The 21005-nt window shown below is 60.6% G+C and carries 20 protein-coding genes; 6 read left to right on the top strand and 14 right to left on the bottom strand.

Translation table 11 applies throughout. The features are described from left to right. Positions 1 to 109: 109 nt before the first annotated feature. The 4 genes from ACIOWE_RS07350 to ACIOWE_RS07335 are packed head-to-tail and all read right to left on the bottom strand — an operon-like array spanning position 110 to position 3970. Entirely contained in the window at positions 110 to 1162 is a 1053-nt protein-coding gene (locus ACIOWE_RS07350) for an extracellular solute-binding protein (RefSeq protein WP_401389212.1), read from the bottom strand. Between the two features lie 18 nt (positions 1163 to 1180). Continuing rightward, the gene (locus tag ACIOWE_RS07345) at positions 1181 to 1969 is read right to left on the bottom strand and encodes an ABC transporter permease (protein WP_401389209.1); all 789 of its coding nucleotides are present in this window, start codon (positions 1967 to 1969) and stop codon (positions 1181 to 1183) included. Continuing rightward, positions 1966 to 2883, bottom strand: a complete 918-nt coding sequence (locus ACIOWE_RS07340) for an ABC transporter permease (RefSeq protein ID WP_201238471.1) — start codon at positions 2881 to 2883, stop codon at positions 1966 to 1968. The genes ACIOWE_RS07345 and ACIOWE_RS07340 overlap by 4 nt, the downstream gene beginning before the upstream one ends. A 1-nt stretch (position 2884) precedes the next feature. Then, the gene (locus ACIOWE_RS07335) at positions 2885 to 3970 is read right to left on the bottom strand and encodes an ABC transporter ATP-binding protein (RefSeq protein ID WP_401389205.1); all 1086 of its coding nucleotides are present in this window, start codon (positions 3968 to 3970) and stop codon (positions 2885 to 2887) included. Positions 3971 to 4110: 140 nt separating this feature from the next. Between ACIOWE_RS07335 and ACIOWE_RS07330 the strand changes: the two genes are divergently transcribed. The 3 genes from ACIOWE_RS07330 to ACIOWE_RS07320 all read left to right on the top strand — a co-directional run bounded on the left by ACIOWE_RS07330 (position 4111) and on the right by ACIOWE_RS07320 (position 9947). Then, positions 4111 to 4800, top strand: a complete 690-nt coding sequence (locus ACIOWE_RS07330; RefSeq protein ID WP_007969663.1) for a GntR family transcriptional regulator — start codon at positions 4111 to 4113, stop codon at positions 4798 to 4800. A 134-nt stretch (positions 4801 to 4934) separates the two neighbouring features. Next, positions 4935 to 7046, top strand: coding sequence for an ATP-binding protein (locus ACIOWE_RS07325; protein ID WP_401389201.1), 2112 nt, complete (start codon positions 4935 to 4937; stop codon positions 7044 to 7046). A 267-nt stretch (positions 7047 to 7313) separates the two neighbouring features. Then, positions 7314 to 9947 carry an excinuclease ABC subunit A gene (locus ACIOWE_RS07320; RefSeq protein ID WP_401389198.1) on the top strand — a complete coding sequence of 878 codons (2634 nt, stop codon included), beginning with the start codon at positions 7314 to 7316 and terminating at the stop codon, positions 9945 to 9947. 105 nt (positions 9948 to 10052) lie between these two features. On the opposite strand, the gene ACIOWE_RS07315 is transcribed toward ACIOWE_RS07320, so the two are convergent. The 6 genes from ACIOWE_RS07315 to ACIOWE_RS07290 are packed head-to-tail and all read right to left on the bottom strand — an operon-like array spanning position 10053 to position 15457. Beyond that, positions 10053 to 11975: a response regulator gene (locus ACIOWE_RS07315; protein WP_401389195.1), complete on the bottom strand. Its 1923-nt coding sequence runs from the start codon at positions 11973 to 11975 to the stop codon at positions 10053 to 10055. After that, on the bottom strand, positions 11965 to 12840 hold the full coding sequence (locus tag ACIOWE_RS07310; protein ID WP_401389192.1) for a sensor histidine kinase: 876 nt from the start codon (positions 12838 to 12840) through the stop codon (positions 11965 to 11967). Before ACIOWE_RS07310 ends, ACIOWE_RS07315 begins: the two co-directional genes overlap by 11 nt. Continuing rightward, a complete protein-coding gene (locus tag ACIOWE_RS07305; RefSeq protein ID WP_401389431.1) occupies positions 12833 to 13843 on the bottom strand; it encodes an ATP-binding protein in 1011 nt (336 codons plus the stop codon). The genes ACIOWE_RS07310 and ACIOWE_RS07305 overlap by 8 nt, the downstream gene beginning before the upstream one ends. Then, entirely contained in the window at positions 13840 to 14244 is a 405-nt protein-coding gene (locus ACIOWE_RS07300; protein ID WP_401389189.1) for an anti-sigma regulatory factor, read from the bottom strand. The genes ACIOWE_RS07305 and ACIOWE_RS07300 overlap by 4 nt, the downstream gene beginning before the upstream one ends. After that, positions 14241 to 14603, bottom strand: coding sequence for an STAS domain-containing protein (locus tag ACIOWE_RS07295; RefSeq protein WP_201238464.1), 363 nt, complete (start codon positions 14601 to 14603; stop codon positions 14241 to 14243). Before ACIOWE_RS07295 ends, ACIOWE_RS07300 begins: the two co-directional genes overlap by 4 nt. A gap of 2 nt (positions 14604 to 14605) precedes the next feature. Next, on the bottom strand, positions 14606 to 15457 hold the full coding sequence (locus ACIOWE_RS07290) for an STAS domain-containing protein (RefSeq protein WP_201238463.1): 852 nt from the start codon (positions 15455 to 15457) through the stop codon (positions 14606 to 14608). Positions 15458 to 15708: 251 nt separating this feature from the next. Between ACIOWE_RS07290 and ACIOWE_RS07285 the strand changes: the two genes are divergently transcribed. Further along, on the top strand, positions 15709 to 15972 hold the full coding sequence (locus ACIOWE_RS07285; RefSeq protein ID WP_401389185.1) for a hypothetical protein: 264 nt from the start codon (positions 15709 to 15711) through the stop codon (positions 15970 to 15972). A gap of 240 nt (positions 15973 to 16212) precedes the next feature. On the opposite strand, the gene ACIOWE_RS07280 is transcribed toward ACIOWE_RS07285, so the two are convergent. Beyond that, positions 16213 to 16734, bottom strand: a complete 522-nt coding sequence (locus tag ACIOWE_RS07280; RefSeq protein ID WP_201238461.1) for a DUF4142 domain-containing protein — start codon at positions 16732 to 16734, stop codon at positions 16213 to 16215. Between the two features lie 205 nt (positions 16735 to 16939). Between ACIOWE_RS07280 and ACIOWE_RS07275 the strand changes: the two genes are divergently transcribed. Both ACIOWE_RS07275 and ACIOWE_RS07270 read left to right on the top strand, forming a co-directional pair. Beyond that, on the top strand, positions 16940 to 17182 hold the full coding sequence (locus ACIOWE_RS07275) for a DUF465 domain-containing protein (RefSeq protein ID WP_401389182.1): 243 nt from the start codon (positions 16940 to 16942) through the stop codon (positions 17180 to 17182). Positions 17183 to 17291: 109 nt separating this feature from the next. Then, on the top strand, positions 17292 to 17456 hold the full coding sequence (locus ACIOWE_RS07270) for a hypothetical protein (protein ID WP_401389180.1): 165 nt from the start codon (positions 17292 to 17294) through the stop codon (positions 17454 to 17456). A gap of 132 nt (positions 17457 to 17588) precedes the next feature. Here the strand turns inward: ACIOWE_RS07270 and ACIOWE_RS07265 are convergent, their stop codons facing one another. The 3 genes from ACIOWE_RS07265 to ACIOWE_RS07255 form a co-directional block, all read right to left on the bottom strand. Next, positions 17589 to 18665, bottom strand: a complete 1077-nt coding sequence (locus tag ACIOWE_RS07265; RefSeq protein ID WP_401389177.1) for an SMP-30/gluconolactonase/LRE family protein — start codon at positions 18663 to 18665, stop codon at positions 17589 to 17591. Continuing rightward, a complete protein-coding gene (locus ACIOWE_RS07260; RefSeq protein ID WP_401389174.1) occupies positions 18662 to 19807 on the bottom strand; it encodes an SRPBCC family protein in 1146 nt (381 codons plus the stop codon). The genes ACIOWE_RS07265 and ACIOWE_RS07260 overlap by 4 nt, the downstream gene beginning before the upstream one ends. Positions 19808 to 19919: 112 nt before the next feature. Next, positions 19920 to 20783: a LysR family transcriptional regulator gene (locus tag ACIOWE_RS07255; RefSeq protein WP_401389171.1), complete on the bottom strand. Its 864-nt coding sequence runs from the start codon at positions 20781 to 20783 to the stop codon at positions 19920 to 19922. Positions 20784 to 21005: the final 222 nt, after the last annotated feature.

Here is a 21005-nt window from a genome sequence, read left to right as displayed (position 1 = left end):
GAGCAGGCTCGCTCCCACATGGGTCCATGTGTTGAACTCAAAATGTGTGGGCAACCAAAATCCCCTGTGGGAGCGAGCCTGCTCGCGAAGGCCGCACCTCGGTCTCGGATCAACCCTTGAGCTTCGACCAGATCCGGTCCTGCAGCTCGCGCGCCTTGTTGCTGCATTCCTTCTCCGGGCGCAGGCGCGAGGCGTATTCGTCGGGCATGTTGATGGCGTCCATGACTTTCCATTTCGCATCGAGCAACTGGTCGCTCTGAATCCCGTTGGCATAGGCGATGGCATTGGACACAGCCGCGGCGTTTTCCGGCTTCATCATCCAGTCGATGAAGATCTTCGCGTTGCCCGGGTGCGGCGCGCTTTTCGGCACGGCGAAGTTGTCCTGGAACATCGCCAGGCCTTCACGCGGATAGACGTACTTGATCGTGCTCTTCTGCAACGTCGCCCGGGCGGTCGAGCCGTTCCAGTTCTGCATCATGATCACTTCGCCCGAGGCCATGCGGTCGACGGTGTTGTCCGAGCTGTACATCTTCAGGAACGGTTTCTGCTTTTGCAGCAGTTCGAGAATGCGCTTGGCGTCCTGCGGGTTTTCGCTGCATTCGTCGACGTTCAGATAATGGCTGGCGGCGTTGATCACGCTGCTGGAGGTGTCGAGCGCGGCGAGTTGGCCTTGCAGCTCTTTGCGCGGTTCGAAGAACTCTTTCCACGAATCATCCAGTTTGCCCCCCGGGACCCGCGCACTGTCGTAGGAGAACCCGGTGGTGCCCCACAGATACGGTGCCGAAAACTTGCGGCCGGGGTCGAAACTCGGGTCGCGGAATGGTCCTTTGACGTACTGGAAATTGCTCAGGCTCGGCGTGTCGATCTCCATCAGCAGATCCTGCTTGATCAGCGTCTGCATGATCGACTGCGACGGCACGATCACGTCATACGCGGCGCCGCCGGCCTGCAACTTGGCGAGCAGGGTTTCGTTGCTGTCGTAGCCATCCATGGTGACCTTGATCCCGGTCTCCTTTTCGAACTTGGCCAGCAGGTCCACCGGGTAGTAATCGGTCCAGTTGTAGAAGAACAATTGCTTGGGCTCGGCGGCGTGAGCGCTGAACGCGGTGAAATAACTGAGGGCCAGACCGGACACAGCCAAACGCATGTTTTTGATGTTCATGAACAGAGCGCTCCAGGTTTATTGTTGTTTGCCGCGTTGGCCCAGCCAGAAGGCCAGCACCACCAGCACGATGGAAATCACCAGCATCAGCGTCGAGATCGCATTGATCTCCGGGGTCACGCCAGCCTTGATTGCCGAGAAGATGTACACCGGCAACGTCGTCGAACCGGGGCCGGCGACGAAGAAGGTCATGATGAAATCGTCGAGGCTGACCACGAACGCCAGCACCGCACCGGACAACACCGCCGGCCACAGCAGTGGCAAGGTCACGCGGCGGAACACCTGCCACGGATTGGCGTACAGATCGTTCGCCGCTTCCAGCAGGCTCTTGTCCAGATCGTTGAGTCGCGCACGAATCGGCAGATACGCGAAAGGAATGCAGAAGCCGATGTGCGCAACGATCACCGTCAGCAAACCGAGCTTGATCCCCAGCGCCATGAACAGCAGCAGCGTCGCCACTGCGGTGACGATCTCCGGCAGGATCAGCGGCAGGTTGATCCCGCCCTCGACCATTTTCTGTCCGTAGAACGGCCGGTACGTCGCCAGTGCCGCCAGCAGCGCGATGGCCGTGGCGCAGACTGTGGCGATGGTCGCAACGATGAGCGAATTCAATGCCGCCGTCTGGATCGACGGGTTGGCCATAATCCGCCCGTACCAGGCGAACGAAAACTCCGTCCACACTGTCGCCGAGCGATTGGCGTTGAAGCTGTAGACGATCAATACGAGGATCGGCAGGTACAGATAGGCGAGGATCAACAGGCTGATTTCGCGGGTCGCCGGGAGTTTTTTCAGGTGCAGGGAAATCATGCTTTCGCTCCTCGATTGAGCTGCTTCGCCGCGCTGCGGCTGTAGAGCGCGTAGAGCACCAGCGACACCAGCAGAATCGCCAGCAACAGGAACGACAGCGAGCTGCCCAGCGGCCAGTTGCGCGCGGTGCCGAACTGCTGCTGGATCAGGTTGCCGATCATCAACGTCTTGCCGCCGCCGAGAATCGCCGGGGTGATGAACGCACCAAGGCTCGGCACGAACACCAGCAGCGCACCGGCAATCACGCCGGGCATCGACAGCGGCAGGATGATCCGCCGCAGCGCATGCCAGCGATTGGCACCGAGGTCATACGCGGCTTCGACCAGACGCCAGTCGAGTTTTTCCAGGGTCGAGTAGATCGGCAGAATCATGAACGGCAGGAAGCTGTATACCAGCCCGACGCTGACGGCGAAGTCGTTGTAGAGCAGGGTGATGCCACCGGCGCCGGGGAACAGCGCGTTGAGGCTTTGTGCGACCCAGCCCTGTTCGCGAAGGATGATCAGCCACGCGTAGTTGCGGATCAGCAGGTTGGTCCAGAACGGAATGGTGATCAGCAAGACCATCAGGTTGCGTCGGCGTGGGGTCAGGCTCGACATCCACAACGCCACCGGAAATCCGAAGAGGAAACACAACAGCGTGGTGCCGCCGGCCTGCAGCACCGAGCGCAACAGCGCCTGAGCGTAGACCCAGTTCAGTTCCAGTTCACCGTCGAAACCTTCCTGGAAAAACAGCTGCACGTAGCTTTGCAGTTGCCATTGCGCCTGCCAGTCGACACCGCCGTAGGTGTTGCGCGGCAGCAGGCTGATGTAGCCCATGATGCCCAGCGGAATCGCGATCAGGGCGAGCAGGGTCAACACCACCGGGCTGAGCAACAGCGCACGGTTGAGAGCGGGGGAAGTGCTGCTGACGCTCATCTCAGGCCTCCATCAACAGGCAGGCGTGCGGCGGCAGGTGCACGGCAACGCGTTCGCCGACGGCGCGGCCACGGTTCAGGCCTTCATTGTTTTCGCGAAGCATGACTTTGATGTCGTTGTTCAAGCGGCACTGGTACAGCGTCGCGGTGCCGACGTACAACACCGCCTCGATCACCCCGCGCAAGTGATGCGGCTGGCTGGCATCGACCAGTTGCGAGCGCTCCGGACGGAACGCCAGTTGCACGCTGCTGCCGTCGAAGCCCTGCGGCTGGCAGGCGATTTCCACGGGCATGCCGTTGGGCACGAAGAGCTTTTCGTTGTGCTCGCCGTGTTTGAGGTGACCGGGGAGGAAGTTGATGTCGCCGATGAATTGCGCGACAAAGCGGTGTTGCGGATGTTCGTAAATATCGGTCGGCGTGCCGATCTGCAGGATCTTGCCGGCGGACATCACCGCGATGCGATCGGACAGGGTCAGCGCTTCTTCCTGATCGTGGGTGACAAAGATGAAGGTGATCCCGGCTTCTATCTGCACACGCTTGAGTTCGACCTGCATTTCCTTGCGCAGCTTCAGGTCCAGCGCCGACAGCGGTTCGTCGAGCAACAGGACTTTCGGCTTCGGCGCCAAGGCCCGGGCCAGAGCCACGCGTTGCTGTTGGCCGCCGGACAGTTCGGCCGGTTTGCGTCCGGCCAGATGCTCCATTTGCACCAGCGCGAGCATTTCGTTGACGCGATCCGGAATCAACTTGCGCTCAAGACCCTGCATCTCGAGGCCGAAGGCGATATTCTGCGCAACACTCATGTGCGGAAACAGCGCGTAACTCTGGAATACCGTGTTGACCCGACGCTTGAACGGCGGCAGGTGATTGACCGTTTCACCGGCCAGACGAATCTCGCCTTCACTGACGTGTTCGAAACCGGCGATGGTGCGCAACAAGGTGGTTTTGCCGCAGCCAGAAGGGCCGAGCAGGGTGAAGAATTCGTTGTCGGTGATATTCACCGAAACATTGTCGAGGGCCGGCGCGAGGCCAGGATCATCAGAGTACCGTTTGGAAACGTTACGCACTTCAATTGCTATTGGTTGACCCATAATGGTGCAATCCTCTAATTATTGTATGCAATATCTGAATGCAATTTAGAAATACCCGGATTAATCTGCGTGTGCAACCCCCTTTTTCCATGGCCATGCATCGCCAGGGGCTGGTTGCCCGACGCTAAAGGAGCTTTCGAATGACCGAAAAGAAACTGGAAACCACGGTCGACCGCGTCTACCAAGGGGTTTACGAGGCGATCAGCAAGCGCTCGTTGCGCCCGGGGATGAAGTTGGGCGAGGCATCGCTGGCGGAGCTGTTCAATGTCAGCCGCACGTCGGTGCGCGCCGCGCTCAAGCAATTGGAGGCCGATGGACTGGTCACCACCGAGCCCAATAAAGGTGCATCGGTGTCGCTGCCGAGCAACGAAGAGATCCGCTCGCTGTTCGAAACCCGACGGCTGATCGAGATCGGCATCGTCACCGAACTGTGCCGGCGCAAGGACACCGCCGCGATGCAGGACTTGCGTGAACACCTGCTGCTGGAAGACGAGGCGCACGCGGCAGGGGATCACGAACGGCTGATTCATCTGCTCGGCGAGTTCCATATCAAACTCGCTCGCAGCCTCAACAACCCGGTGCTGCTCGACTGGTTTCAGAAGCTGATTTCCCGTGCCTCGCTGTACGCCGCCGCGCTGGATGACGACAGCCACGAAGCCTGTCGCGACGATGAACACCTGCGTCTGATCGAGTACATCGAGGCCGGTAATCAGAGCGCCGCCATCGAGTTGACCTGCATGCATCTCAACGGCATCGAAAAGGCGATTCTGGACGTCGCCGCGAAGATGAAAACTGGCTACCATCCGCTCAAGCACCTGATCGGGGTCTGAGTTCCAGACAGTGCGAAATCGGCTATACCTCTAATGAAACCAATGCGCTCGGCAACGCTCGAAACACACGGGCGTTGCGTCGTTTTGGGCGTCACGGTTTATCGGGCAACCACCACAGGACACTGAGTCAGTCGATGCAGTTTTTATCTGATAGCCACGGCTGTGGCGGCTGGAAAGGCGAAATGGCCGGACGCATTTGTGCATTCGACTGGAGCGCCACCGCACTCGGTCCGTTGCGGGACTGGCCGGCCAGTCTGTGCAGCACGGTGCAGATGATGCTTGCCTCGCCGCTGCCGATGGTGATGCTCTGGGGGCATGCCGGTTACATGATCTACAACGATGCCTACTCGGAATTCGCCGGTGGTCGTCATCCGTATCTGCTCGGCTCTCCGGTGGAGCTGGGCTGGCCGGAAGTCGCCGAGTTCAACCGACATGTGGTGGATACCTGTCTGGCCGGCGGCACCTTGTCCTATCGCAACAAGGAACTGGTGCTGTTGCGCGACGGCGTTCCCGAAGACGTCTGGATGGATCTGTATTACAGCCCCGTGGCTGGCGATGACGGCCGTCCGTCCGGGGTCATGGCGATGGTGGTGGAAACCACCGAGTTCATGCGTTCCGAGCGTTTGCGCCAGGCCGCCGAGGAGGCTTATCGCGCGGACAACGAGCGCGTGCGGCTGGCGTTGAATGCCGGGGCCTTGCTCGGCTCGTTCGTCTGGGACGTGAAGAACAATGTGCTGTCGGCGGATGAGCGTTTTGCCCGCACGTTTTCCTATCCGCCGGAACATGATCTGAGCAACCTGGCGCAGCACATTGCCGAATCGCGCATTCATCCCGATGACCGCGCCTGGGTTCAGGAACGCGTCGCCCATTGCGTGCAGACCGGCGAGCCGTATAACGCCGAATACCGGGTCCTGCGCAGCGATGGCAGTTACCTGTGGGTACTGGCCAGCGGCGGCTGCGAGTTCAACGAACGCGGCGAAGCCTTGCGTTTCCCGGGCGTCTTGATCGACATCCATGAACGCAAGAACGCCGAAGAATCCCTGCTGAAATTCACCCGCAACCTTGAGCAGCGAGTGGCCGATGAAGTCGAGGCGCGACTGGCCGCCGAGGAGCAATTACGCCAATCGCAGAAGCTTGAAGCGATTGGCGGGCTCACCGGTGGCGTGGCCCATGACTTCAATAACCTGCTGCAAGTGATCGCCGGCAACCTGCATTTGCTGGCGCGCCATGAGCGCGACAACGCCAACGTGCAGCGGCGAGTCAGCGCCTCGCTGGCGGCGGTCGAGCGTGGGGCCAAGTTGTCGTCGCAATTGCTCGCGTTCGCCCGTCGCCAGCCGCTGTCGCCGGCGGTGTGCAATCCTCGGCAGATCTTTGAGGGCGTCGGTGAGTTGTTGCAGCGGGCGCTGGGTGAAACCATTCAGATCGACGTGCAGTTGCCGCACGAGCCGTGGCACATCAACGTCGACCGCAATCAACTGGAAAACGCCATTCTCAACTTGGCTATCAATGCCCGCGATGCGATGAAGGGCGAGGGCACCATCGGGCTCAGCGCGTCCAACGTAAGGCTCGACCGCGAGTTCTGCATCGGCAAAGGGATTCTCCCGGGAGAGTTTGTCCGCGTCGCGGTCAGCGATACCGGCGCGGGCATCCCGCCGCAGATGCTCGAACAGGTATTCGAACCATTCTTCACCACCAAGGCTGACGGCCAGGGCACCGGGCTTGGCTTGAGCATGGTCTTCGGTTTTGTCAAACAGAGTGGCGGGCATGTCGAGATCGACAGCACCGTGGGCGAGGGGACGCGGGTGCAGTTGTACTTTCCGCGCAGCCTGCGTGCGATCGTTGATGAGTCGCCGAGCATCGACCCGCAGCAGCGTGGTGGTCACGAAACGATTCTGGTGGTCGAGGACAACGATGCGGTGCGCGCCTCGGCGGTGGAATTGCTGCGCGAAGAAGGCTATCGCGTGTTGACTGCCGGCAATGGCGACGCGGCGATGCAGATGCTGCTGGAGGGCGCTGAAATTGACCTGATTTTCACCGACGTGGTCATGCCGGGGCTGATCAAGAGCTCCGATCTGGCGGCGTGGGCCAAGGTCCAGTCGCCACCGGTGGCGGTGCTGTTCACCTCCGGGCACACCCGCGACATCATTTCGCGCAATCACCAACTCAGTCCCGACACGCATCTCTTAGGCAAACCCTATAGCCCCGAAGCGCTGTTGCAGATGATTCGTTCGGTGTTGGGTGCATAACCTGCTATCTCATTGTTCTTTGTGGCGAGGGAGCTTGCTCCCGCTGGGCTGCGAAGCAGCCCCAAACCAGGCTGCCAAATCTATTTAGGCGTCTGGTTTTACGACTGCTTCGCAGCCGAGCGGGAGCAAGCTCCCTCGCCACAGGGATATCACCAGTCTCAGGGATATCACCAGTCTCAGGGATATCACTAGGCACAGGGATTTCAATAGTCTCAGGGGTGTAAGCCGCTAGAGAGACCGCTTTCAAATTTCAGAAAAGGCCCGCCAATGACCTCCAAGCGTAATTCCAAAGCACCCGCCGGCATGGTTCGGGTGCGCGGCGCCCGTGAACATAATTTGAAGAACGTCGATGTCGACATCCCCCGCGATGCGTTGGTGGTATTCACCGGGGTGTCCGGCTCGGGCAAGTCGTCGCTGGCGTTCTCGACCTTGTATGCCGAAGCGCAGCGGCGCTATTTCGAATCGGTGGCGCCCTATGCGCGGCGGCTGATTGATCAGGTCGGCGTGCCGGATGTCGATTCCATCGAAGGCCTGCCGCCCGCCGTGGCCCTGCAACAGCAGCGCGGAACACCGAGTACGCGCTCATCGGTGGGCAGCGTGACCACGCTGTCGAGCCTGATCCGCATGCTTTACTCCCGCGCCGGCAGTTATCCGCCGGGGCAGGCGATGTTGTACGCCGAGGACTTTTCGCCGAACACGCCGCAGGGTGCCTGCCCGCAGTGTCATGGGCTGGGTCGGGTGTTCGAAGTCACCGAAGCGCTGATGGTGCCCGATCCGAACCTGACCATTCGCCAGCGCGCCGTAGCCTCCTGGCCGCTGGCATGGCAGGGGCAGAACCTGCGTGACATCCTCGTGACCATGGGCATCGACGTCGACATTCCGTGGCGCAAGCTGCCTAAAAAGCAGCGCGACTGGATTCTCTTCACCGATGAAACTCCGACCGTGCCGGTGTACGCCGGGCTGACCCCGGAGGAAACCCGCGTAGCCCTCAAGCGCAAGCTGGAGCCGAGTTATCAGGGCACCTTCACCGGCGCCCGGCGCTACATCCTGCATACGTTCACACATTCGCAAAGTGCGCTGATGAAGAAGCGCGTTGCGCAGTTCATGCTCGGCAGCCCCTGCCCGTTGTGCGAGGGCAAACGCCTTAAGCGCGAGGCGTTGTCGGTGACGTTTGCCGGCTATGACATCGGCGAGCTGTCGCAGATGCCGTTGTTGCAAGTCGCCGAAGTGCTGCGGCCGGTGGCGGCGGCCAGTTATCTGGAGCACGCCGAGGAAACCGGCGAGACCTTGAGCCATGCGCAGACCCGCGCAGCGCGCCAGCAACGCATCGCCCAGGGCGCCAGTGGCCACGCCAGCGCGCCGGATGTGCGGCACACGCCGAACCTGTCGCTGGAAAAGCGTCTGGCGGCGCAGCGCATTGCCGAGGATCTGCTGGAGCGCGTCAGCACCTTGACCGATCTCGGCCTGGGTTATCTGGCACTCGAGCGCAGCACGCCGACCTTGTCGTCCGGTGAGCTGCAGCGGTTGCGGCTGGCCACGCAATTGGGCTCGCAGCTGTTCGGGGTGATCTACGTGCTCGACGAGCCTTCTGCGGGTCTGCATCCCGCCGATGGCGAGGCACTGTTCGAAGCCTTGCAGCGTTTGAAGGCCGATGGCAATACGCTGTTTGTGGTCGAGCATGATCTGCAAACCATGCGCCGTGCTGACTGGCTGATCGATGTTGGGCCAGCGGCGGGCGAGAAGGGCGGGCGGGTCTTGTACAGCGGTCCGCCGGCAGGGCTGGCCGAGGTGGCAGAGTCGCAGACCCGCGCCTATCTGTTTGCCAACCAGCAACGTCCGGCACGGGCGGCGCGCAAGCCCTCGGGCTGGTTGAAACTGGCGGGCATCAGCCGCAATAACCTGAGCAACCTCAGCGCTGAATTTCCCTTGGGCTGTTTCACTTCGGTGACCGGCGTGTCCGGCTCCGGCAAGTCGAGTCTGGTCAGTCAGGCGTTGCTGGAATTGGTCGGCGCGCAACTGGGACGTGCGACTGTCGAGGTTGAAACTGAAGAACCGAGTCTGGAAGACGACGCGCCGCAGGCCAGCAGCGGTCAGGTCATTGCCGGTCTGGAGTCGATCAAACGGCTGGTGCAGGTCGATCAGAAACCTATCGGCCGCACGCCACGCTCCAATCTGGCGACATACACCGGGCTGTTCGACAACGTGCGCAAGCTGTTTGCCGCGACACCCGAGGCGCGGGCAGCGGGGTATGACGCCGGGCAGTTTTCCTTCAACGTCGCCAAGGGTCGTTGCGCAACGTGCGAAGGTGAAGGCTTTGTCAGTGTCGAGTTGCTGTTCATGCCCAGCGTGTATGCGCCGTGCACGACCTGTCATGGCGCGCGGTACAACCCGCAGACTTTGGCGGTTTTGTGGGAAGGCTTGAGCATTGCGCAGGTGTTGCAACTGACTGTCGATGAAGCCGTGGCGGTGTTTGCCGGGCAGCCGGGCATTCGTCGTGCGCTGGAGGTGCTGCACGATATCGGCCTGGGTTATCTGCGGCTCGGACAACCGGCCACGGAGCTCTCCGGTGGTGAGGCGCAACGGATCAAACTGGCCACCGAGTTGCAGCGCAATCAGCGTGGCGCGACTTTGTATGTGCTGGATGAACCGACCACCGGCCTGCATCCGCGGGATGTTGATCGGCTGTTGGAGCAACTGGATACGCTGGTATCGGCCGGGCACACAGTGATCGTGGTCGAGCATGAAATGCGCGTGGTCGCGCAGAGCGACTGGGTGATCGACATCGGCCCGGGGGCAGGGGATCAGGGCGGCAAGATTGTCGTCGCTGGCACCCCGCAGAAAGTTGCCGCCAGCAAGAAGAGCCGAACCGCGCCGTTCCTCGCCCGCGCTTTAAGCCAATAATCGAGGTGTCTGGGCTATGGTCTTCGCGAGCAGGCTCGCTCCCACGGGGATTAGTGTCGATCACAGATCCAATGTGGGAGCGAGCCTGCTCGCGATAGCGGTGGTTCAGGCGCCGTCGATCGTACGGCGGACCTTATCGAGTAGTTCGCTGATCTGGAACGGTTTGACCAGCATCTCCATGCCGTCGCCGAGGAACACTTGGCGATTGATCGCCGTTTCGGCGTAGCCGGTCATGAACAGGATCGGCAAGCCCTCGCGCCAGCCTCGGGCAACGTCCGCCAGTTCGCGGCCGCTCATGCGTGGCAAACCAACGTCGGACAGCAGCAGGTTGATTGTCGGATCATTTTGCAGACGCTCCAGCGCTGTCTCGATATCAGCCGCCTGAGTGCAGCGATAACCCGCATCCTCCAGCACTTCGGTGACGAACATCCGCACCGAGGGCATGTCCTCGACAATCAGCACATGCTCGCCGCTGCCTTGCGGATCGACCGCCGGCGCTGGAATGTCGACCCCGGTTGGATCGCTGGTGGCCGGCAACATGATCGTCACTTCGGTGCCGCGTCGGGCCACGCTGCGGATATGTGCATCGCCGCCGGACTGGCGGGCAAAACCATAAATCGTCGACAGCCCCAACCCCGTGCCCTGGCCCAGCGGTTTGGTGGTGAAGAACGGATCAAAAACCTTGTCGATCACATTGTGTTCGATACCGGTGCCGTCATCGCGCACCGACAACGCGACATAGGCGCCGTCGGCCAGATTCGGATCACCGTGGGAGTACGCCGCATAGGTGTTGACCCAGATGTTACCGCCCTGGGGCAGCGCATCGCGGGCGTTGATCACCAGGTTGAGCATCGCGCTTTCCAGCTGACTCGGGTCGACCAGCGCAATCGCTGGTTTATTGGTCAGTTCAAGTTTGAGGGCAATCCGTTCACCGATGGTGCGCACCAACAGTTCTTCAAGTGAGCGCACATGCTCGTTGATGTCCACCGGTCGCGTGTCCAGCGGTTGCTGGCGCGCGAACGCCAGCAAGCGGTGGGTGAGGGCGGCGGCGCTCATCGCCGAATTCAGTGCCGCTTCGGCGTAAAACCTGACTTTTTCCGGGCGCTCATCGGCGATGCGTTTCTGGATCAACTCAAGGCTGGTGATGATGCCGGTCAGCAGGTTGTTGAAGTCGTGGGCGATACCGCCGGTGAGCTTGCCCAGTGCATCCATTTTCTGCACTTGCAGCAACTGCGATTCGGCGCGCGCCAGTTGCGACGTGGTGTCGTCCAGGCGCGCCAGATGCGAACGCTCACGATGGCGATGTTCGGTGACGTCTTCGACGAACACCAGGCTCAGTTCCGGGGTGCGATACGGCGAAATCTGCCACTCGGTCTCGCGAATCTCACCCTGCACGCGCATGTTCAGCGTGCCTTTCCAGCGTTCGCCATCGACCAGGCGCAACCGCAGTTCATTGAGAATGGCGCCTTGTTCGTCGGCGAAGCATTCGCTCAGGGTTTGTGGATCGCGGTTATCCAGAATCAGCTGGTTGAATGCGTGATTGCACTCATGCACCTTGAGAGTGGCATCGAGGACCGCAATCGGCGCGGAAACATTGGCGAAGATTTCGCGAAACCGCGCCTCGCTTTCGCGCAAGGCATTTTCCGTGTCGCGCACCCGCAGCAACGTACGCAGCGTCGCCAGCAGCACGTCCGGGTCGACCGGATGAATCAGGTAGGCGTCGGCCCCGGCGTTGAGGCCGGTGATGATATCGCCAGTCTGGATCGATGCGGCCGAGACATGGATCACCGGCAGCAAAGCGGTGCGCGGATCGGCCCGCAGGATGCGCACGATGTCGAAGCCGCTCATGTCCGGCAGGTTGACGTCGAGAATCAGTGCATCAAGCGGTTCGCTCTCGATCAACGCCAGGCCGTCGGTGCCGGTGCCGGCCTCCAGCACCTCGTACCCATGGCGCTCCAGACGCTTGCGCAAGGCATAGCGAGTGGCGACGTTGTCATCGACGATCAACAGGCGGATGTCACGTTTCATCGACGTTCTCCAAAGCGATCGCCAACGGAATGATCACGAAAAAGGTCGAACCGACCCCCGGCGCGCTGTCCATGCCGACCTCGCCACCCAACAGGGCCGCGAAGCGCTTGCACAACGACAAGCCCAGACCGGTGCCGCGCAGGCGTTTCTGCAACGGCGAGTCGACCTGGGAAAAGTCTTCGAACAATGCGCCATGCAGCTCGGCGGCGATACCTATTCCGGTATCGGTGACGGCAAAGCGCACTTTATCGGCACCTTCCAGTCGCGCCGAGACCCGCACTTCACCACGGGTGGTGAACTTCAGCGAGTTGGAAATGAAGTTGCGCAGGATCTGCGCGAGTTTCTTGTCGTCGGTGTACAGGCGCGGCAGGCCGACCGGTTCTTCGAAGATCAGGTCCACTGCGCTTGCATCGACAATCGGCCGGAACATTCCGCGCAGGGCGGAGAACAGGTCGAACATGTCAAACCATGCCGGGGAAATGGTGATGCGCCCGGCCTCGATTTTCGCCAGATCGAGCAAGTCATCGACCATGTCGCTGAGTTCACGGGCCGCGCTGCTGACGAACGCCACCTGTTTGTGCTGTTCGGGGCTCAGCGGCCCGTCGAGTTCGTCGGCCAGCAAGCTGTTGATGCTCAGGATCGAACCCAGCGGGGTGCGAAACTCGTGGCTCATGTACGACAGAAAGCGGCTTTTCAGATCCGAGGCCTGACGCAGTTCTTCGGCCTGGGTGTCGAGTTCGGCGTACAGGGCCAACACGCCCTGATTGGTTTCGTCGAGTTCTTCACGCAGGGCCGCCGTTTCGCTTTGCAGCTGCGCGATCAGCGCGGCCTGTTCGGCATTGCTCAAGTTGGGCGACTCAGCCATGGGCGGCCTCCAGGGCAACGACCAGTACCGTTACATCGTCACGCCCGCGACAGAAGTCGCGATGCAGGACGCTGGCTATCACGGCGGGATGGCGGTGCACCAGACCGGGATAGTCTTGAAGATTCCAACGGGACTGCAAGCCGTCGCTGTACATGATCAATAGATGTCCGTTCACGTGAGCATAGTCAAAGGGCTGGGCTTTTCGGTATTGGCCGCCAACGATACCCGGGTGCGAAGCCAGGCCGCGCGACTTGTCGGCGGCAATCAGACTGGCGCCGATGTTGCCGACCCCGGCAAACGTCAGGCTGGCGCGGTCGGCGTGGAACTGCGCAAACGCCACGGCGCCGCCACGGGTGCCGATCATCTCGCGGTGCATGTCTTCCATCAGCATCACCGGTGAGCTGAACGGAGCATCGGCGAACGCTTGTTCGCCAGCGCGAGCGGCTTTCTCGGCGTCTTCGCCGTGGCCGAGACCATCGACGATCAGTGCGCTGATATCGCCGCCGTGATACGCCAGATGCCAGACATCGCCGCAGGCCGGGTCGTTATGCAACGAGTGCTGGCTGACGCCGTACAGCAGATCCGCCTGGCGGTCGCTGCGCGGATACAAACGGGCGAGCAGCACCGCGCCGCGATGATCGGCGTACACGTCAAACACGTCGGCCTGGCGTGACACGGCGCCGAGGCCGATGCCCTGGGTGCCGCCAGTGGAAAAACCGTCGGTCAGACACGCCTGCAAGTCAAAGCCCTTGGCCCGGTCCACCGCGATCATCTCGATACCGGCGTCGCCCTGTCGCGGCAATAACCGCAGATGCAGTTCGCCGTGACCGGCATGCTTGAGCAGATTGCTCGCCAGCTCGGTGGCTATGAGTGCCACGCGTCCCGCATCGCTTTCGCCAAAACCATGTTGTTCGGCGAGCTGTTGCGCGCTGCGCCGGGCATGGCCGATCTGACTGCTGTCTTCGATCAGTAATACCTGGGTCAGTGACCCACTGATGTTCATGTCCATCGGGTAATCGTTATGCGAGTGCCCTTGCCGGGCTCGGTGTCCAGTTCGAATTCGTCGACCAGCCGTTTCGCGCCCGTCAGGCCCAGACCCAGACCACTGCCGGAGGTCCAGCCGTCGGTCATCGCCAGTTTGAGGTCGGGAATGCCCGGGCCTTCATCGCGAAAGGTCAGGCGCAGGCCGACACGGCCGTTGTCCTCGAGGATCTGCCAGTCCATGTCGCCGCCACCGCCATAAACCATGGTGTTGCGCGCCAGCTCCGAGACGGCCGTGACCAGTTTGGTCAGGTCGATCAGGCGCATGCCGCACTCGGTGGACAGTTTACGCGCCGTCTGCCGGGCCAGCACCACGTCCTGTTCGATATTGATCGGTTGAGTACCGCTGCTGCGCACGGTCATTGCTGGCGTACTCGTTCCTGCAACAGTTTCATCCCGCGCTCGACGTTCAACGCCGTGCTGACGCCGGGCAGGGTCAGACCGAGCTCGACTAACGTGATCGCTACCGCCGGTTGCATGCCAACCAGCATGGTCTCGGCGTCCATGATTTTCGACAACCCGGAGATGGTGCCGATCATGCGGCCAATGAACGAATCGACCATGTCCAGCGCCGAGATGTCGATCAACACCCCACGCGCCGAGGTTTTGCTGATGCGTTCGGACAGATCGTCCTGCAGGGTCAGGGCGAGTTGGTCATGCATGTCGACCTGAATGGTCACCAGCAGGAATTCGCCCATTTGAAGAATCGGGATACGTTCCATGCTTAAACCGTCTTGACGAGGCTGACACCCAGGCGGGTCAGGGCCAGTTTCAGTGCATCGGCCAGATTGGCCTTGGTGACCACGCCTTGCAGGTCGAGACCAAGGTGAACGATGGTTTGCGCGATCTGCGGACGCACGCCGCTGATGATGCAATCGGCCCCCATCAGACGGATCGCCGTCACGGTTTTCAGCAGGTGCTGAGCGACCAAGGTGTCGACGGTCGGCACGCCGGTGATGTCGATGATGGCGATTTCCGAACCGGTGTCGACGATGCGTTGCAGCAGCGACTCCATCACCACTTGTGTGCGCTGGGAGTCGAGGGTGCCGATCATCGGCAACGCCAGTACGCCGTCCCACAGCTTGACCACCGGCGTGGACAGTTCGAGCAGCTCTTCCTGCTGACGCTTGATCACCGCTTCACGGGATTTCTGGAACGTGCGGATGGTGTGCAGGCCGAAGGCGTCGAGCAGCTCGGAGACTTCCCACAGCTGTTCTGCCAGCAGTGCCGGTTGGTCTTTGTAGTGACTTTGCAGCAGGGTGAACAACGGGCCTTTGAGGGAGAAAATGAAGCTGGCGGTCTGTTGCGAATCCTGGCCGAGCAGGGCGCGGCTGTGCGACAGCTTTTCGAGGAACTGCCGCGTGGCTTCCCAGCCTGGTGCATTGATGTTGGTGCCGTTGTCGTTTTCCAGCCCGCTAACGACCAGTTGCAGGAACTCGCTGGTCTGTTGTTGCACGTCGTGGTCTTTCAGGTTGCGGGTGGCGCCGCTGGTTTCCAGTCCGTTGATCCATTCGCCCAGCAGTTGTGCCTGTTTGTTTTTCATCGCATCGAGTGTGCTGTTCTGCAGTGCTGCCATGTGCCTGTTGCTCCGTAGCGAATTGGGGGCCGATTTCTTAAAACTGATCGGCGCGAAGTCAGTGACCGTTGCCGTTCGAAATAGTTGTTCGCTCTTGCAAGGATATTTTTGATCTGGCGCAAGAAACGCCTCGGTAACTCTAGTCGGCATGCCTGCAAGGCGCGATGTTTTGAACGTTGGCGCGGTAGTGGCTTCGAATCGGCAAGGCCCGACTGGTTTCGGTCGCGCCCGCTTTGACCTAAGAGGTGCTTATGAACGAGCAAAATCAATCCGCGGAGCCAATCAACCGCAATGATCCGGCGATCGACCCGCAAGTGCCGGGGCAACCGGCGCCGACGCAGCCTGCGCAAAAGCAGGGCGACACTGAGCAGACGCAGAGTGCCGATCCGGCGGTGGACCAGAAGAATCGACACACGGATAACGACAATGAGTTCAGCCCGGGTTTCAAGCCGAAGCCGGATCGTCCGCAGCCGGGTGAGGAGACGGATGCCGATATTGATACGGACGGGGGTTAGTCAGGAGGTTAGTAAGTCGAATGCCGCATTGTTGGATGCGGCATTTTTTTTCTGATTTTGTGTTGCCAATGAGAACCAGCCCCTCACCCCAGCCCTCTCCCAATGGGAGAGGGGGAAAGGGAGCCAATCGGGGGCTTCTCAAAACCGGGTTCACCTCGGTGGTTCACGTCGGTCCATCTCGAAAGAACAACCCGGTCAGGCCCCTCTACCTCTGGGAGAGGGCCAGGGTGAGGGAAAAGGCTATTTGCTCGGATGTTTGGCCTGCAGCTCTTTCGCCGCCGCGAGGTGTTTTTCCAGCGCCGGCAGCATTTTTTGCGCAAAGGCTTTCAGCTCGGTCGCGCCTTTGACCTGGTCGTCCGTCACGGTATTGGCTTCTTTCTTGAACAGCTCGATGGTCTCTTCGTGGGCCTTGACCTGATTGTTGGCGTAGGCCGCATCAAAGGACTCGTCGCGCATATCAAGAATTTTCTCTTTAGCCTGTTTGACCAGCGTGGTGTCGTCCGGAACCTTAATGTCATGGGCCTTGGCGATCGTCGCAAGTTCATCGTTGGCCTTGCCGTGATCGGTGATCATCATGTTGGCGAACGCCTTGATGTCGGCCGACTGACTTTTTTCCAGGGCGAGACGGCTGGTTTCGATTTCGGCGATGCCACCGGCAGCGGCGTTATCGACGAAATTATTGTCGGTGGCCGCAAAGGCGCTGCCCATGCTGGCACTCAGTGCGACAGCGAGGGCGAGGTGACGCAGGTTGAATCCGTCCATTGGTGTATCTCCACGCAGTTTGTTGTGAGCGTTATTCAATGGAGGCAGGGCGGCGGACAAAGGTTTTATCGCATTTGCGACAGGGCGACGAACGGGCACCGCTGGTCTGACAGGTGGTCGACAGAACGGCCTTTCCGAGGCCATTCTGATAGCTGACCAGCGCAATCGGTCGCGTTGGCCACCGATCAACTCACGGAGGTGTTCCATGCCGGTTCCCCATGACCTGTTACAGGACTTGAAGATTGCAAAGGACGAGATCCAGCAAAAACGCTCCAAGGATCCTTTACTGAATTCATTGATCAATAAGTATTCCGAAGCTGATGCCGAAGTGGTCAAGGCCGAAACCGCCCAGTCGGATGCTCCCAGCGACGATGTGCTGAAGAAACTCAAAGAGAAGCGCTTGCAGGTCAAAGACAAAATCGTCGAGCAGTTGCAGGCAAAGTCCTGAGTCGCTGTTGATCCGCCGACCTGCGGTTGCGGATTGAATGGAACGACAGCCCCGACCGGCACCTCGAATGTTCAGAGTCCTCAATCATCGACTCTTTGCGAGGTGCCTTATGAACAACGACAAATTTCCCAGTGAAGAGCAGGGCGCATTCGACCCCGTGCCCACCCATCCCGAACCCAACAGCCCGGCGCATACCACCGCCAATCCCGAAGAACCGGACAAGGATCTTCCCGCAGACGAAGACCCCGAAAAGTTCGACAAGTCCAGCAACTGACAGACCGCTATCGCTGGCAAGCCAGCTCCCACAAGGATCTCTGTCGTTAACAGATAGTGCGAACGATCCAGTACCTGTGGGAACTGGCTTGCCCGCGATGGCGTCAGTCAATCCGACACAGAAACGCCAGCCTCACTTCAAGGCTTCAGCCAACGGCAACCGCGCCATATGCGTCGCCTTCAACGAGCCGAAATACAACCAGTCGCCATACTCGCGAACCGTGGTAATCGGCGAGTAATTGCCGCTGCCGGCATCCTGCAAATTGGCAATCACTTTGCCCTGCAAATCCAGCCCCAGCGCAAACCCGCGCTTCTCCACCGGTTTCGGCAACACCGTCAGCGCCCGGACAATCATCTTGCGAACGAACGGATGCCCGGCGGTGCCATCGAGCAAGGCATTGCGCGGCGCATACAGTGCCACCCAGAAGCGGTCGAGACCATTGAACGCGAGGTTGTCCGGCAGCCCCGGCAGGTTGTCGATGAACAGGTCGTGGGTGCCGGCCTTGGGCCCGGTCAGCCAGAAGCGGCTGATGCGGTAGGCACCGGTTTCGTTGACCAGCACATAGGCATCATCGGGGCCGAGGGTCACGCCGTTGGCGAACTCCAGCTTGTCGAGCAACACGTTGGTTTTGCCGGTCTGGAAGTCGTAGCGCAACAGGCGTCCGTCACCGCCGTGCTCAATGATCGCCTCGCCGTCATGACCATAGCCCCAACGGCTGGAGGCATCGCTGAAGTAGGCGTAGTGCCCGGATTTATCGATCGCCACATCATCGGTGAAACCGAATGCCAAGCCATTGGCTGCAGTGCTCAGGGGTATCAACTGGCCCTGAGCATCGAGTGAGAGCAAACCCTTGACGCCGTCAGCGATCACCAGCAATCCGTTGGGATGCCGCGCCAGGCCCAGCGGACGCCCGCCGGTATCGGCCAGCACCTTGCGTTGCTGGCCATCGAGGCTGCTGCTGATCAGTCGTCCATCGTGCAATCCGGTGATCAAAACGTCGCTTTCCAATAGCAACGCTTCCGGGCCATCAATGTCACTCGGGCCGACCTGCTCGATGTTTTTCAGACGTTGATTTTCTGCATAGACGCCATCCTTGAGTGAGGGCGCCGGTGACGGCTGCCAGGCGACGGGCTCAATCCGGGTGGGCATCAGCAGTACAAACGCGATGACCACGGTAATCAGCACAAACAGCACCCGCTGCCACTTCATGCGCTGGCCCTCGCTGACGCCAGGTACTGCGCAGCCCTGTCCCGTAGCGCGAGCATGGAAGCGGCGGATTCGCGCTCGATACGTCGTTTCAGCAACAGCCGATTGGCGATGCGCATACCCAAGCCGTCAAAACGATAATCCAGCGTGCGCACAAATCGCGTGCCGGCACCTTCGGCCGCGCATTCATACGTCAGCTCCAGCGACAAGCCGTGATCACCCTGAGCCCGAGCACACCAGCGCCGCCCCGGCAGGTACTCGGTCACTTGCCAGCGGAGATGACCTGTACGGCCGCCGGCATGAATGTCTTCTTCAAACCCCGAACCCGCATGCAACGGGCCTTGCGGGCCGTCGATTTTCAGCGACGAGGGGTGCCACTCGGGCCAACGGCTGACCGTGGCGGCATAGGCGAGTACGGCAATCGGGTCGCCGGCGATATCGATCGTGTGCTGTTGACGGGTCATGGGCATTCTCGAATAACTCAAAGGGGCGGCTTCCGGCTCCCAATACAGGGTGCCGAACAGGTAGTCCATCAGCGGCAGAACGATGTTGAAGTTGCGCTCCTGCATACGCTCGCGACGGTGATGCAATTCGTGCAGGCGGCGCATCTGACGGATCCACGGCAGACGCGTCAGTGGATTGTCCGGAGGCAGGTGTTCGGCGGCGTGAAACACTTCGTAGGTCAGATAACCAAGGACCATGCAGCCACCGAACAACCCGGCGACGTTGGCGTTGACCTGCGCTACCAGCCACCACAAGGGCAGGGTGATGAGTAGCGTATGGATCACGATCAGCCACGCCGGGAACAGAATTACCCGCCAGTCGCGGGCACTGTCGTAGGTCATGTGGCCGGGGGTGAAGAAACTGTGATGGTCGCCGGCGTGGCGGGCGTAAAACATTTTCGCGAAGGCTTTTTTATGATGGCCGAGATGACGATGGACCATGTACACGCCGAAGTTGAAGAACAACAGCGTCAGCGGCACGGTCAGCCATTCCAGCCAATTGACCTGGTCGACGCTGCTCCAGAATGCGCCGATGGCCAGCACACCGAACAGCAGCACGAAGGCGCCGTGCAGCCACGGGTTGTAGAACGGATGGATCGCCGCACGATAGCGGCTGCGAAATGCCTCGGTGGTCTGCCTCACTGCGTTCACCTGTGGGTATTGTTGTTATACCCGGCAGATTAGCCGATCCGGCCATTTGTGCAGGCCGGACCTTGAGGTCACATGCGCCATGATCCGGTGTAGAACGGCAGATTCAGCTCAACGGATTCCAGCGTTGCGACCAGTCGTCATCGGCTTCGATCACTTTGCGCAGCAGATCGAAGGCCTGTTGCAGCGTCGCCGAGTCACGGTCGCGGGAGTACACCAGATAGGTCGGGTAGCCGAATTCAGGGGCTTTGGTCACCGGTTCCAGAGCACCGCTTTCCAGATACGTGCGCACCACGCGGGTACGGAAATAACCGCTGCCGCCGTGTTCAAGGATGTATTGCAGGGCCAGCGGGCCGAGGTTGAAACTCAGCGCGGCTTTGGCTTTCTCCGGCAGGGCGGCATCGTGTTGACGGCGGAAGTCCGGGCCCCAATCGATGTAGACGTAGGGATCGGCACGCTCCGGGGTGCGCACCAGAATCAGTTTTTCTTCCAGCACTTGCTCGACCTGCAGGCCGGGCCAGTATTCCGGCTGATAGACCAGCGCTGCATCGAGCACACCGAGTTCGAGTTGGCGCAGCAGGTTTTCGCCGTCGCGAATTTCCATGCGCAAGGCATGGCCGGGAATCTTTTGACGCAGTTCCGCAGCCCAGCTAAGCATCAGCGGATTGCACAGGCTGACTTCGCCGCCGATGTGCAACACGTTGTGATAGCCCTCGGGCAGCGGCAAGTCGCGACGCGCGGCTTCCCACGTCTGCACCAGTTGATTGGCGTAGACCACGAACGCTTCGCCGTTCGGCGTCAATTTCGCCCCGGCGCGGTTGCGCACGAACAGCGTGCTGCCCAATTGGCTTTCGAGTTTCTGCACCCGCGCGGTAATCGCGGTTTGCGTGACGAAGAGCTTCTGCGCGGCGGCGGCGAGGCTGCCGTGGCGGACAATTTCGAGGAAGGTGCGGGCGAGGTCGATGTCCATGGGCGGGCCGGTGTTTGAGGTGCACGCATTGTAAGTGCAGCCCTGACACCGCGTCATCGTTCATCGCTGGCAAGCCAGGCTCCCACAGGTTTTGCGGTGTACATAGAACCTGGGTACGCCACGGACACTGTGGGAGATTCTATGGTTGAGGGGAAGCCCTCAACCGGCTTTCGGCTGATATTCGCTTTGCCCCTTCAGCAGCGCAAATACCACTCGCGCAAG

It is taken from the genome of Pseudomonas sp. NPDC087598 (assembly GCF_044743525.1).
Classification (GTDB): domain Bacteria; phylum Pseudomonadota; class Gammaproteobacteria; order Pseudomonadales; family Pseudomonadaceae; genus Aquipseudomonas.
The sequence above is the reverse complement of the archived record's forward strand: the minus strand, read 5'-3'. Positions and strand labels throughout refer to the sequence as shown.